11 protein-coding genes and 1 tRNA gene are annotated in these 11948 nt (G+C 63.3%); 3 read left to right on the top strand and 9 right to left on the bottom strand.

Annotated features, from left to right (window positions below; genetic code table 11):
* Positions 1–83 precede the first annotated feature (83 nt).
* The gene (locus ANI01nite_RS14040; protein ID WP_038989752.1) at positions 84–458 is read left to right on the top strand and encodes a PH domain-containing protein; all 375 of its coding nucleotides are present in this window, start codon (positions 84–86) and stop codon (positions 456–458) included.
* Between the two features lie 10 nt (positions 459–468).
* On the opposite strand, the gene ANI01nite_RS14035 is transcribed toward ANI01nite_RS14040, so the two are convergent.
* From ANI01nite_RS14035 to ANI01nite_RS14015, 5 genes are all read right to left on the bottom strand, one after another.
* Complete coding sequence (locus tag ANI01nite_RS14035) at positions 469–1695, bottom strand: glycerate kinase family protein (protein ID WP_141358691.1); 1227 nt, start codon at positions 1693–1695, stop codon at positions 469–471.
* 57 nt (positions 1696–1752) lie between these two features.
* Positions 1753–3312, bottom strand: a complete 1560-nt coding sequence (locus tag ANI01nite_RS14030; RefSeq protein WP_141358689.1) for an SLC13 family permease — start codon at positions 3310–3312, stop codon at positions 1753–1755.
* Positions 3309–4829 (bottom strand): ATP-binding protein, encoded by a 1521-nt coding sequence (locus ANI01nite_RS14025; RefSeq protein WP_170214660.1) that lies wholly within the window; start codon positions 4827–4829, stop codon positions 3309–3311. Before ANI01nite_RS14025 ends, ANI01nite_RS14030 begins: the two co-directional genes overlap by 4 nt.
* On the bottom strand, positions 4822–5013 hold the full coding sequence (locus ANI01nite_RS14020; protein ID WP_170214659.1) for a hypothetical protein: 192 nt from the start codon (positions 5011–5013) through the stop codon (positions 4822–4824). Before ANI01nite_RS14020 ends, ANI01nite_RS14025 begins: the two co-directional genes overlap by 8 nt.
* Before the next feature lie 341 nt (positions 5014–5354).
* Positions 5355–6164: a DUF4352 domain-containing protein gene (locus ANI01nite_RS14015; RefSeq protein WP_141358683.1), complete on the bottom strand. Its 810-nt coding sequence runs from the start codon at positions 6162–6164 to the stop codon at positions 5355–5357.
* A 229-nt stretch (positions 6165–6393) separates the two neighbouring features.
* Here ANI01nite_RS14015 and ANI01nite_RS17040 point away from each other — a divergent pair, with 229 nt between their 5' ends.
* Both ANI01nite_RS17040 and ANI01nite_RS14010 read left to right on the top strand, forming a co-directional pair.
* Positions 6394–6639 (top strand): hypothetical protein, encoded by a 246-nt coding sequence (locus tag ANI01nite_RS17040; RefSeq protein WP_255314548.1) that lies wholly within the window; start codon positions 6394–6396, stop codon positions 6637–6639.
* A gap of 20 nt (positions 6640–6659) precedes the next feature.
* The gene (locus tag ANI01nite_RS14010) at positions 6660–7220 is read left to right on the top strand and encodes a hypothetical protein (RefSeq protein ID WP_255314547.1); all 561 of its coding nucleotides are present in this window, start codon (positions 6660–6662) and stop codon (positions 7218–7220) included.
* A gap of 128 nt (positions 7221–7348) precedes the next feature.
* Here the strand turns inward: ANI01nite_RS14010 and ANI01nite_RS14005 are convergent.
* The 4 genes from ANI01nite_RS14005 to dusB all read right to left on the bottom strand — a co-directional run bounded on the left by ANI01nite_RS14005 (position 7349) and on the right by dusB (position 11931).
* Positions 7349–7421: transfer RNA gene (locus ANI01nite_RS14005), tRNA-Asn, on the bottom strand.
* 53 nt (positions 7422–7474) lie between these two features.
* Positions 7475–9358, bottom strand: coding sequence for a DNA primase (gene dnaG, locus ANI01nite_RS14000; RefSeq protein WP_141358681.1), 1884 nt, complete (start codon positions 9356–9358; stop codon positions 7475–7477).
* A 9-nt stretch (positions 9359–9367) separates the two neighbouring features.
* Positions 9368–10651: a deoxyguanosinetriphosphate triphosphohydrolase gene (locus tag ANI01nite_RS13995; RefSeq protein WP_141358679.1), complete on the bottom strand. Its 1284-nt coding sequence runs from the start codon at positions 10649–10651 to the stop codon at positions 9368–9370.
* Positions 10652–10728: 77 nt separating this feature from the next.
* The gene (gene dusB, locus ANI01nite_RS13990) at positions 10729–11931 is read right to left on the bottom strand and encodes a tRNA dihydrouridine synthase DusB (protein WP_371858974.1); all 1203 of its coding nucleotides are present in this window, start codon (positions 11929–11931) and stop codon (positions 10729–10731) included.
* Positions 11932–11948: the final 17 nt, after the last annotated feature.

Raw genomic sequence — 11948 nt, 5'->3', positions numbered from 1 at the left:
TGCCGCCTTGGCCAAGATTTCACTGGCCAAGGCGGCACGCCTGTTTTTCCCAACCTGTCCCCCGAGCTCGGTACGCTCGGTGCATGATCGATTTCAATAATTCTTCCGTCTTCAAATTGGGTCCCTGGGACCTGTCGCAGGTGGCCCCTGAAATCATGCCCATGCTGGTTGCTGGCGAAGAGCTGCAGGCCGCCTTCAAGGGCGCCCGCGACTACGTGGTGTTCACCGATAAGCGGCTCATCGCCGTCAATGTGCAAGGCATGACCGGCAAGAAGCGGGATTACACCTCGTTGCCGTATTCGAAGGTCCAGTCGTTCTCGGTTGAAACGGCTGGAACCTTCGATCTGGATGCTGAACTGGATCTCTGGTTCAGCTCATTGGGCAAGGTCCGCTTGGAGTTCAAGGGCAAGGTGGATATCCGTGCCCTGTCGCAGCTGGTCGCCGGCTACGTCTTGTAGCGGAATCTTTTTACCAGGCCACGCGCGGGCTCAGCCGTGCCGCGGCCATCGAGGCACCCAGGATGATGGTGCGCATGAAGCGCTCGGCCGCTTCGATGAGCAGCCGTTCCCCGTCATCCACTGCTTCCTGCAGTGTCATGGGAATGGGCATGATCGAGGCAATGGCATCGATGCCGATATCGTGCACGTCGCGGCAGCCGCGGCCCAGCGTTCCTGCCAAGGCCACTACCGGCACGCCATGCAGCGAGGCGCGCCGCGCGACTTCGGCAGGCACCTTGCCCTTGGGAGTCTGGAAGTCGATGGCGCCTTCTGCGGTGATGACCAGGTCCGCTCCGCGCAGCATCGAGTCCAGATCGATGCCGGCCAAACCCGAGTCCAGGATCGCCTCGAAGCGGGGCAAGAGCACCGCCCCGACTGCGGCCAGCCCGGCACCCAGTCCGCCCGAAGCACCGGTTCCCGGGGCCAAGGCGAAATCGGTGGAGCGCGCGGACTCCAGCGCATCGCGGCGCAGGATCGAGGCCCAGCGTTCGAAGCCTGCCGACATGCTTTCCACCTGTTCCTCGGTGGCGCCCTTCTGCGGTCCGAATACGCGCGCCACTCCGCGCGGTCCGGTCAGCACATTGTGCTGGTTCAACGCCATCGTGATTTGCACTGTCCCGGCGGCCAATGCCGGGTGCAGGCCGGAGAGATCGAGCCGGTCCACGCGGCCGAGGTAATTGCCGCCGGCTTTGACCTCACGGCCCTTGGCATCGAGGATCCGTGCTCCCAGTGCCTGCAATGCGCCCATGCCGCCATCGGAGGTGCCCGAGTCGCCGCAGCCCACCAGGATCTTCGAAGCCCCGGCATCGATCGCGGCCGCGATCAGCTCCCCCACTCCGTAACTGGTCGTGGTTCCCGGATCCCGCTGGTCGCGGGGAACCAGCCGCAGGCCTGCCGCGGCTGCCATTTCCACGACAGCAGTTCCCTCCGCCTCGCCGCCGAGCATCGCGTAGTGCGACTGGACCTGCTGGCCGACCGGACCGGTGACCGTTACCGGCACCAGCTGGCCGCCGGTAGCGCAGGCCAGGGTTTCAGCGGTGCCTTCGCCGCCATCGGCGATGGGCACGGCCTTGACTGCTGCTCCGGGCAATGCCCGGCGGACGCCGGCGCCGATGGCTGCCGCTACGGCTGCGGCGTCGAGGGATTCCTTGAAGCCCGACGGTGCGACCAGGATGCGTTGTGGAAGTGCGTGTGCCATGATTCTTTGTCCTATTCAGTGAGGATGGATGCGTTGGAAATGAAGCTTTGAAGTGAGTCAGAGGAACAGCGGCAGTCCCATGGCCGGCCAGATCCAGAAGGCGAAGGCCAAGACCAGCAGGACCATGAGCGGTCCGAGCACCGCGCTCAGGCGCAGCAGGTCTGCTGGCCGGTAGGTTTCGATGCTTTCGATCTCGGAGAACAGGTTCACCGGTTTCGCGCTGCTGGTCAGGGTGTGGCAGAAACCGGCCGCGGCGGTGGATGCCAGGGCAATAGCCACCGCATTGACCCCGACGCCCGGGGCGAGGGACACCACCAGCGGGATCAGCACCGCTGAGCGGGCCGAGCGGGACTGGATGACCAGATGCGCCGCGGCGGAGATCACCACCACCAGAATGGTGAAGACCCAAGCGGCGGCAGCTCCGAGCTGCTCTACCGGGCCAAGCACCCGGCGGGCCAGCCAGTCAGCGGCTCCGGTTCCGGCGAGCGCGGTGCCCAAGGTCAAGGTCGCTGCCATGAAGATCAGCATCGACCACGGCACCGCCTTCAAGGCCTTGGCCAAGCCGACCGAGCCGTATCCCGGACTGGCGACCAGCAACGAGCCGAGCAGGGCCACGATGGCGGGATGGAGCTGATGCAGCGGCTCGGTGCACCAGAGCACCACCACCGCCGCGACCAGCAGCGCTGCCCTGGATTGCCCTACGGTGAGCGGGCCGGTCAGCGGCACCGGCGAATGCTCCTGCAGCCGTTCGATGCCCACGGCCAGCGGCTGGGCACGATCTTCAGCGCGGGTGAACATCCACAGCACCAGTTCGGCGCACAGATGAGAGGAAACGAAAGCCAACGGCAAGCCGTAGACCAGCCAGCCAGCGAAGGAGAAACCTTCATGCCCTGAGGCCGTGAGGATCTGGCTAGTGATCAAGTGCGCTCCCGCACCCAGGTAGGATGCCACCGCCGAAAGCAGGATGACCGAGGGGAAGACCAGGGCCAGGGCCAAGACAACGCGGCGGCGATCCGCCAGGGCCTTGGCCAGGGCGATGAACACCGGAATGGCCAGGGCCGCACGCCCGGAGGTGGAGGGCACCGCAAATGCGGTGGCGACCAGCACCCCGGTGCTCAGGTGGATCAGCTGCCGCGGGGTGTTCGCGCCTGCGGCGATCCAGGCTGCGGCACGGGTCGCCAATCCGGTAGCGGTGATCCCCGCCGCGATCACGAAGGCGGCCAGCAGCAGCCAGATGGTGTCTTCGCCCAGCGAGGAGAACAGTTCGGCTTCGGGCAGCACCCCCATGAGCACCAGTACCACGGCTGCGCCCAGGGCGATGTAGGTATCGCCGACCGGCGAGAAGATCCAGAGCCAGATGGCCACAGCGAAGACTGCCAGGGTCAGGGCTCCTTGCGCAGGCAGTGCCTGCGCTGTACCGGCCGCCGGGCCGAAGGCTCCGTAGGCGCACCAGGCAAGGAAGGCCAGCAGGAGCAGCGCGGCGATGATCCGCGCGGCGCTCTGCCTGCTCCATCGGCTTGGTGCCGCGCCGGCCTTGCCCGGTTCGGCACTCTGGCCCATGGGCCGCTGGGCGGTGTAGCGGAATCCCACGCGGGGCGCGGTTGGCTTGATGCTCATGACTCGCCTCCAAGGCTGCTGGCCATGGACTGGGCGAAGTCTTCCTCGCAGCTGCTGCCATTGCCGGCGTCGGCCAGCGGCAGGGAGAATCCGAAGCTGGTCCCGTTGCCCTGTCCCGATTCCACCCAGGCCGTGCCGCCGTGGGCTTCGGCAACCGCTTTCACCACGGCCAGTCCGAGACCCATGCCGGACCCCTGCTCGCCGGTACCCGGTGCGCTGCGGTAGTTCTCCAGCAGGGCACGGGCTTCTTCCGGGTCCAAGGCCGGTCCATCATTGGCAACCCAGAAGCTGGCCATGCCATCGACTGCGGCAGAACCGATCCGGATGCTTTGGCCATCTTCGGTATGCGCGACCGCATTCTGGATCAGCTGGTGCATGGCTTGGGCTACGCGCAGCGGATCCAGCCACGCCTGGGCCTTGGCGGACTCGGCGATCCTGAATCGGCGGTCCGGGTAGGCTCCCGGACGGGAAGCCGCCGCGGCGACATCCGCCGTGACTTCGCCAACGGAGATCATCTGCCGCTGGATGAAGTTCGGGGTGGAGCTTTGCGCCAGCAAGTCCAGGTCGGCAAGGGTCTGCCCCATTTGCGAAATATGGTCGTGCGCGGTGCTGATGATGGCGTTGCGTTGCTTGCGCGGAAGATCTTCCTCATTCAGCTTCTGCAGGGCGGAGGCCAGCTGGCGTTGCGGGCTGCCCAGGTGCTCGCGGGCTTCGGAGATGAAGTGGCGTTGGGCCAGATGCGAGGCTTCAACCCGGTCGAGCATCGCGTTCAGCGTGCTGGCCAGTTGCGCCAGGTCGTCTCGTCCTTCCACCAAAACGCGGGCCGAGAGGTCTTTGGCGGAAATCGATGCGGCGGTTTCGCTCATGGTGCGGATGGGGCGCAAGATCTGGCCGGCTGCCAGCCAGGCGATTCCCGCCGTCAGGGCCAGTCCCCCGGCTGCTACGCCAAAGAGCATCGTTGCCTGCCGGTTGACTTCTTCCTGGGCACCGCCGATGAAGTGCGCGACAACCAGGTGTGCCTGGTGGCCTTCGCCATTGGCCCCTGAGGCGTCCTTCGCCTCGGCTTTCGCCCAGCGGACCGTCCCATGGTTGCTCTCCTGGATTCCAGAAGTCTTCGCGTCATTGAGAATCCGTCCCAGGAGCGCCGGGTCTTCAGCCAGCCAGCTCCCGGCCTGGTTTGCGGCGGTTCCAGCGGCGAGCACCCGGCCGTCGGCCTGACCGATGATCGCTTCGCCGGCCATTGGCTGCTGGCGGGCCAGATAGCGTTCCATCAATTCGTCCATGGAGGAAAATGGCCGGGCAGTCTTCGGATCCAGCCCCTCGGCCGCGAACGTCCTGAACTCCTCGATTTCCTGCGCGATGCCCACGTTGGCTGCCTCGGCAACCTGGCCGGACATGATCGAACGCATCGAGACTGTTACCGCCAGCAGCGCCAGTGCAGTAGTCAGCACGATCCAGCCGACAATGCGCAGCCGCGCCGAAACCGTTGATCCTTGGTTCTCCCGGGAGTCAGTCATGGTTTCCTCCGTCCTGCTCCTGCGCTTCTGCAGCATTTGGCGCCGGGGCTAATGAGAGCTGGACAACGATCGGCTCATGATGCGGGATGGGCGGATTGGCCTTGTCGGCAAGAGCCTGGCTGGCACCTGCCAGTCCCGCTGGCACGGCCAGCACGACGAGGATGAGAAGTATGCGACGAATCATGTTTTGAACATTAAAAAACCCTTGTGAGGGGCTCATTAGGGACTTGTTAGAAGATCATGGCTCGCCCATGAGAATTAAATGAGAGCGTTCGAAAACCCCGTGATCGCGCGCTTTCCCCGGGCTCTGAGTCGCGGAGAATTTCATGAAGATTTGTTCAATCCCGCGGATTTCCATGTTCTTGGTGCTGTAACAATTGCTGGTTGGCCTTCGGCCACTGAAGAAGGCGGGGAATCAACGAGGTCCGCGGATGGAAGGCTCTTGAGGTGCCGGCGCGAAAAAGCGGTACAAGAAAAGAGGCTCCGCCATCCTTGATTGGATGGCGGAGCCTCTGCGAATGCGAGCTACTTCGTAGCCCAGAGCACCGATTCATCGGAGAACGAGATCGTCTCGCTCACGCGGATTTTCGCATCTTCCACGGCCTCGGCCGGCACGTCGAAGACTACCTGGTAGCTTCCCTTGCCGCCGTTGGCCAAGGTAGGCAGGTCCATGCCCGGCTTCGCGGGGACCGCGGTCGCGCTGCCGGTGCTGTAGATGCTGGCATCCGATCCCACGAGTTCCGGATTCAGATCCAACCAGGCATCACCTTCTTCGTCTCCGTTGTAGACAACCGAAAGGTCCACAAGGACGTACTGCCCTTCGGCCTTCTCATTGAATTCGTTGGCCTTGGCGATCTCTGCTCCGGCGTCCAGGTTCACTGCGCTGACGTTCACCGAATACTCGCCAACGGTAGCCGCCTCACCCAAGGCAAGTACCTGTGATTCATCTTCGGCCTGCTCGATGACCTCCGCCGGGGCTGCCACCTCGCCGTCCGAGGCGTCGGCAATGTCGTTGGCAACCTCGTCGATCGCCTTCACGTAGGCTGCCTGGGTGGCAAACACCAGGATGATGGCGACGATGGAGATGATGCTCGATGCGATGCCCAAGCCCTTGCTGCCACGGCGCTTGGAGGCGACGACGAGCGATATGATACCGAGCACCAGCGCAATGAAGCCGAGCACCGCGGCGATGTTGTTGACGATCGGCACCCAGCACAATGCCAAGGCAACGATGCCCACGACCAGGGCCGCGATACCGAGGCCCTTGCCAGCCGTGGTCTTGGCCTGGGGCGCCGGCGGCGCCACGTTCGGGTCGAGCGGATTTTGTACAGACATGAAAGCTTCCTTCGAGTGAAGACGGTGCCACGCTGGCGCCGAGTTGGCGATCGGCTCAAGCGGATGACTGCTCCAGCCGATTCGGAGTCTTTATTGACTCTTCAAGAGCTTGTCATTGCGCACCGACAATTTAGCTTCCCGCAATTCTTTGCCTGCGATTCTGCCGAGAATTTTCGTCCCCTTGGCGGGCCGTTCGCACAACCCGGGCGATTAATTACAGAATGCAATCATGGCCACTTCCATTGAACGTTCTCCGGGCCGGAGCACGCTGCGCTATGTGCGCCTGATGCTGCTCGTGGTGCCCCTGCTCCTCGTCGTCGCCATTGTCATCTATGGCATTGCCAACCAGCGCATCGAAGACTCGCTGAGTTCCTACTACCTGGGACCGGCACGAGACCTCTTCGTCGCAATGCTGGTGACTACCGGGGTGCTGCTGGTGGTCTATACCGAGAAGAGCTGGAAGATTTTGCCCTGAATTTAGCCGGCTTCTACGCCATGTTCGTTGCAGTGGTCCCCACCAGGCTGGGAGAAACGCTGGCAGACCTGCCAGTCGGCGAGCAGCGGCGGCTGATCTTCTCCGTGCAGGTATCGGTCATTGCGGTACTCGTCGTCAGCGTGGTTTTCATCTGGCTGGGATTCCGGACCAGCAACGCTCCGCACCGCGCGCTGTTCCAGAGCAACTTGACCAAAATCCTGGGATTGCTCAGCACCCTGCTCCTGATCGCCTTTGTCCTTCTGCTGTTGTGGCGGACTATCGAAGGCGAGCAGTTCGCCGGAGTGCATGCCAGCGCCGCGTTCTTGCTGATATTCTCCATGGGCATCGCCATTGCAAGCCATCTGGATCATAGGCCGCTGTGCTCAATGGATACCAGCGGCGGCAAGAAGACCCACTATGCAATCCTCTTGGTGCTGATGCTGCTGGGGCTGACTGCCTGGCCGATTCTGCTGGCACTGGGTATCGAAGAAGCGCTGTTCATTGTCGAATGGTTCGAGATCGGGTTGTTCTCGTACTTCTGGTACCTGGAATCCCGGCGCTTGTGGAACCTGGCGCACTGACTGCTGCAGGAAAAAATTGCACCGGCGTGCCCGGCCAATGTCCCCGATAAACGCCTCGTGGATTCCGGCTTTTCAGCCGAAAATAAAAAGTTCCGGCTCGCAGATGCGAGTCGGAACTTTTCTGTAAGCTCCTCCAACTGGACTTGAACCAGTAACCCTTCGATTAACAGTCGAATGCTCTGCCAATTGAGCTATGGAGGATTGCAACGAGATATAACTTTACCCAAGAATCGCGTGATTGCAAAATCGGGATCCTAGGTCCCGCGCAAGATCCTCCGGCGCATTTCCAGTTCCATTAATTCGCGGTTGATCTGCGCATATTCTTCACCCTCAGGTTCCATTTCCGCACGCTGCAGCCGGCCGATGAGCTCGGCCTTGCGGTGTGTGATTTGAAGCTCAATCAATCCATTGATGATGTCGGCGCAGTAGCGGTTCAGGCTGTGCTCATCCGATGCCGGAATGCTGGTCACGGCAAGTTCCGAGACGAAGCTGCGCAATTGCTCCGGGACTTCGTTGCGGATCACTTCAACCCAGGAGGTCGCCGAGGCACCTGCACTGGAAGCGGCAACGATCCCGTCGTGGACAGCCGAGTGGGCCGGGGCCAGGAACCGGGCCTCGTAGAACGCCTGCCATTGCTCGTCCTTCAGCCGTTGCGGCTGCTGGATGACAACTTCCAGTGCCTGCCGTTCAAGGCGCATCACCGGGTCACGGTGATCCGGGCGTTCGAAGGCCGGCGCGGCCGGGATGGCCGGTTCGGCTTCGCCTGGCTGCGGGCGCGGTGCCTGCAGTTCAGCGTTTTTCGGCAACCGGGCGCGCTTGATGGAGGCGCCGACCGAGCGGTTGACGTCCTCGTTGTTCATTCCCAGCCAACCGGCCAGCTCGCGGGCATACGCCGGACGAATGGCGGAGTCGCGGATCTGTGCAACGATGGGGGCGGTCTGGCGCAAGGCCTGGACTCGTCCTTCAACGGTGTTCAGATTGAATTTCTTCAGTTCCGCACGGATGGCGAATTCGAACAGCGGACGCTTGAGCTCAATGAGCTCGCGTACCGCTTCATCGCCGCGGTGCAAGCGCAGATCGCAGGGGTCGGCACCGGTTGGCTCAACGCACACATAGGTCTGGGCGATGAACCGCTGGTCTTCTTCGAACGCGCGCAGCGCGGCCTTCTGCCCCGCGGCGTCGCCGTCAAAGGTGAAGACCACTTCGCCTCCGGTGCCGTCATCCTGCAGCAGGCGGCGGGCAATCTTGATGTGGTCGGTGCCAAACGCGGTACCGCAGGTGGCCACCGCAGTGGTGATGCCAGCCAGATGGCAGGCCATCACGTCGGTGTAGCCTTCCACCACGACAATCTGCCGGCTCTTGGAGATCTGCTTCTTGGCCAGGTCGATGCCGTAAAGCACCTGGGACTTCTTGTAGAGCTGGGTCTCCGGGGTGTTCAGGTACTTTGGCCCCTGGTCGTCCTCGTAGAGCTTGCGCGCACCGAAGCCGATGGTTGCCCCCGACAGGTCGCGGATCGGCCACATGACCCGTCCGCGGAACCGGTCGTAGATGCCGCGGTTGCCTTCGGAAAACATGCCGGTGAGCTTCAGCTCGTCATCGACGAAGCCCTTGGAACGCAGGTGCTTGAGCAGCGAATCCCAGCCCTTGGGCGCATAGCCTACGGAGAATTGGGCTGCGACTTCCGCGTCGAAGCCGCGGCCGGCGAGGAACTCGCGGCCCGCGGCCCCTTCATCACTAGCCAGCTGCGCGCGGAAGAATTCCTCGGCGACCTTGTGCGCGTCGACCAGGCGCTGGCGCTTGCCGTAGTCCTCGCGGCGCGGCCCCGGTCCCCCGTCTTCGTAGTGCAGCTCGTAGTTGATCCGGGCTGCGAGCAGTTCCACGGTTTCGGTGAACGAGGAGTGGTCCATTTTCTGGATGAAGGCGATGACATCGCCGGACTCGCCGCAGCCGAAGCAATGGAAGGTGCCCAGCTGCGGGCGGATATGGAAGGACGGGCTGCGTTCGTCGTGGAAAGGGCACAGGCCCTTGTACGAGCCGATGCCCGCGGATTTGAGCGTGACATAGGATTCGACAACCTCACGGAGGTCGGTGCGGTTGCGCACCTCGTCGATATCTTCACGCTTGATCAGCCCTGCCATGATTCCCTTCTAGAACAACTTTGCGTCAGGGGCTTCGCCCTTGACCAGATACGAGTGCCACTCGGTGGCCGACAGGTCGGTGAGCGAGGCGACCTGGTCAATCACCACGCGCAACTGCGCGGCCTCATCAGCGGCGTCCTCCCAGTCGGCTGCGAAGATCGGCTCCAGGTTGTCCCGGCCGGTCTCGAAGAGCAGCTGAACCAGTTCGGCCAGCAGCGTGCGCTGGTCCTCGTAGAGCGGCTGGCGCACCTCGGAGGTCATCACGTAGCTGGCGGCGATGCCCTTCATCACGGCAATCTCATGCTCGGTTTCCTCGGGCACGATCAGGCTCGCGTTGTAGCGGGTGAGCTTGCCGTCCCCGTAGCGAGCACGGGTGGCATCCATGGCGGCGGCGGCGAAACGGCCAATGAACTGGCTGGTCATGTCCTTCAGCGCGGCCATGGAACGCCGCGAGCCGTCAAAGTGGGCAACCCACTCCTCGCTGGCTTCCAGGCGGCGCAGCGCAGCATCGATATCGGCCTCGTCGGTCATCGGCAGGTACCAGTCCTTGGTCACCTGCAGCGCACGCTCGCGCTGCAGGTCCTGCTTGAGCCAACGCAGCTGCAGCTTGCCGCCGACAATTGCGTCTTCCACATCATGCACGGAGTAGGAAATGTCGTCAGCCAGGTCCATGACCTGGCCTTCCATGCAGACTGCTCCCGCGGTGGCCTCCGGAACATTGCGCAGCCACGCGAAAATCGTCGCGTCATCTTCATAGACGCCGAACTTCTTGGTCTTCTTGCCGTTGACTTCGGGGGCATCAGCCTTCAACCACGGGTACTTGCATGCCGCGTCCAGCGAAGCGCGCGAGAGATTCAGCCCGGCCGAATGCCCATTGTGCCTGAAGGTCTTCGTTTCCAGGCGGGTCAGCAAGCGCAGCGTCTGCGCGTTGCCCTCAAACCCGCCGATGTCCTTGGCGACCTTGTCCAGGGCTTTTTCCCCATTGTGGCCGAAGGGCGGATGGCCCAGATCGTGTGCCAAGCAGGCGGTATCAACGACATCCGGATCGCAACCCAGGGCTGCACCGAGCTCGCGGCCCACTTGGGCCACTTCCAATGAGTGCGTCAGCCGATTGCGTACGAAGTCGTTCTGGTTCGGTGCCACAACCTGGGTCTTGGCACTCAAACGGCGCAATGCAGAGGAATGCAGCACGCGGGCACGGTCCCGCTCAAACGCGGTGCGGTACGACTTCTTTGCTGGTTCAGGCACCCACCGTTGCTGGTCGGCTTCGGTATATCCGGGGATCTGAGTCATGGTTCCCAGTCTAGTGAGTGATTGCCTGCATTTCGGAGTTATCCACTAGTGGCGTAGCCGTGGCCAGCGAATGGGACCTAGCCGCCGGAAATATCCAGTTCGGCGGCCTTGATCATTTCGCGGTGGGCGTCGCTCATCACGCGGTTATCCAGCCAGCCGTCGGGCACGTGGGTCTTCTTCGGGTGGCCGGCGCGGCCACGGGTGCCCTCAGCGCCCTCGCCCGGGTACGGCAGGTCCAGATCCAGCTGGTCCAGCAGTTCGCGCAGGCGGGCCAGGGATGGCACCTGGGCCAGCTGCGAGCGGATCTCGCCGCCGACCGGGTAGCCCTTGAAATACCAGGCGATGTGCTTGCGGATATCGCGCATGCCCTTGCCCTCATCCTCGAAGAACTCGGTGAGCAACTCGCCGTGGCGGTACACGGTGTCAGCCACCTTGCGCACCCCGGGACGGAAACGGTCCTCGCGGCCCTCGAAGGCAGCCTGCAGGTCGCCGAAGATCCATGGGCGGCCCTGGCAGCCGCGGCCCACCATGATGCCGGCGGCACCGGTCTGCTCCACCATCTCGATGGCGTCCTCGGCGCTGAAGATGTCGCCGTTGCCCAGCACCGGCATGTCGTCCATGGCCTCGCGCAGGGTGGCGATGGCCGACCAGTCGGAGTGGCCGGCATAGTACTGGCCAGCGGTGCGCGCATGCAGGGTCACCGCGGCGGCGCCGTGGTCGCGGGCGATCTTGGCGGACTCCAGATAGGTCACGTGGTCCTTGTCGATGCCGATGCGCATCTTCACGGTCAGCGGGATATCGCCCTTGGCGGCCTCCGACGTCGCAGCCTCGATGATCGAGGTGTAGAGGTCGGTTTTCCAGGGCAGCGCCGAGCCTCCGCCCTTGCGGGTGACCTTGGGGACCGGGCAGCCGAAGTTCAAATCGACGTGGTCCGCCAGGTTCTCGTCAACCACCATGCGCACGGCGGCACGCACGGTTGCCGGATCCACGCCGTAGATCTGGATGGAGCGGATCTCTTCGTCGGGGTCGTGCGAAATGATGCGCAGGGATTCGGGGTTGCGTTCCACCAGCGCGCGGGCGGTGACCATTTCGGTCACGTACAGCCCGCCGCCGTATTCACGGCAGAGGCGGCGGAAGGCGCGGTTGGTCACGCCAGCCATCGGAGCAAGGACCACCGGAGTATCAATGGTCAGCTTGCCCAGCTGCAGCGGTGGCAGCTTGAGGGTCGGAGTGTTGGTTGGCGCATCAGTCAGGGTCGTCACCCGTCCATTGTCTCGCATTAACGCAAATCGGGAAC

The sequence above is a fragment of the Glutamicibacter nicotianae genome, from assembly GCF_006539525.1.
GTDB lineage: Bacteria > Actinomycetota > Actinomycetes > Actinomycetales > Micrococcaceae > Glutamicibacter > Glutamicibacter nicotianae.
This window is presented reverse-complemented; position numbering and strand designations above follow the sequence as displayed.

Bases quoted from the DNA above. Each gene is read 5' to 3' on its own strand.
- dusB (WP_371858974.1), bottom strand. From the start codon at position 11,931: ATGCGAGACAATGGACGGGTGACGACCCTGACTGATGCGCCAACCAAC.
- ANI01nite_RS14015 (WP_141358683.1), bottom strand. From the start codon at position 6,164: ATGTCTGTACAAAATCCGCTCGACCCGAACGTGGCGCCGCCGGCGCCC.
- ANI01nite_RS14025 (WP_170214660.1), bottom strand. From the start codon at position 4,829: ATGACTGACTCCCGGGAGAACCAAGGATCAACGGTTTCGGCGCGGCTG.
- ANI01nite_RS14010 (WP_255314547.1), top strand. From the start codon at position 6,660: ATGTTCGTTGCAGTGGTCCCCACCAGGCTGGGAGAAACGCTGGCAGAC.
- ANI01nite_RS14030 (WP_141358689.1), bottom strand. From the start codon at position 3,312: ATGAGCATCAAGCCAACCGCGCCCCGCGTGGGATTCCGCTACACCGCC.
- ANI01nite_RS17040 (WP_255314548.1), top strand. From the start codon at position 6,394: ATGGCCACTTCCATTGAACGTTCTCCGGGCCGGAGCACGCTGCGCTAT.
- dnaG (WP_141358681.1), bottom strand. From the start codon at position 9,358: ATGGCAGGGCTGATCAAGCGTGAAGATATCGACGAGGTGCGCAACCGC.
- ANI01nite_RS14020 (WP_170214659.1), bottom strand. From the start codon at position 5,013: ATGATTCGTCGCATACTTCTCATCCTCGTCGTGCTGGCCGTGCCAGCG.
- ANI01nite_RS14035 (WP_141358691.1), bottom strand. From the start codon at position 1,695: ATGGCACACGCACTTCCACAACGCATCCTGGTCGCACCGTCGGGCTTC.
- ANI01nite_RS14040 (WP_038989752.1), top strand. From the start codon at position 84: ATGATCGATTTCAATAATTCTTCCGTCTTCAAATTGGGTCCCTGGGAC.
- ANI01nite_RS13995 (WP_141358679.1), bottom strand. From the start codon at position 10,651: ATGACTCAGATCCCCGGATATACCGAAGCCGACCAGCAACGGTGGGTG.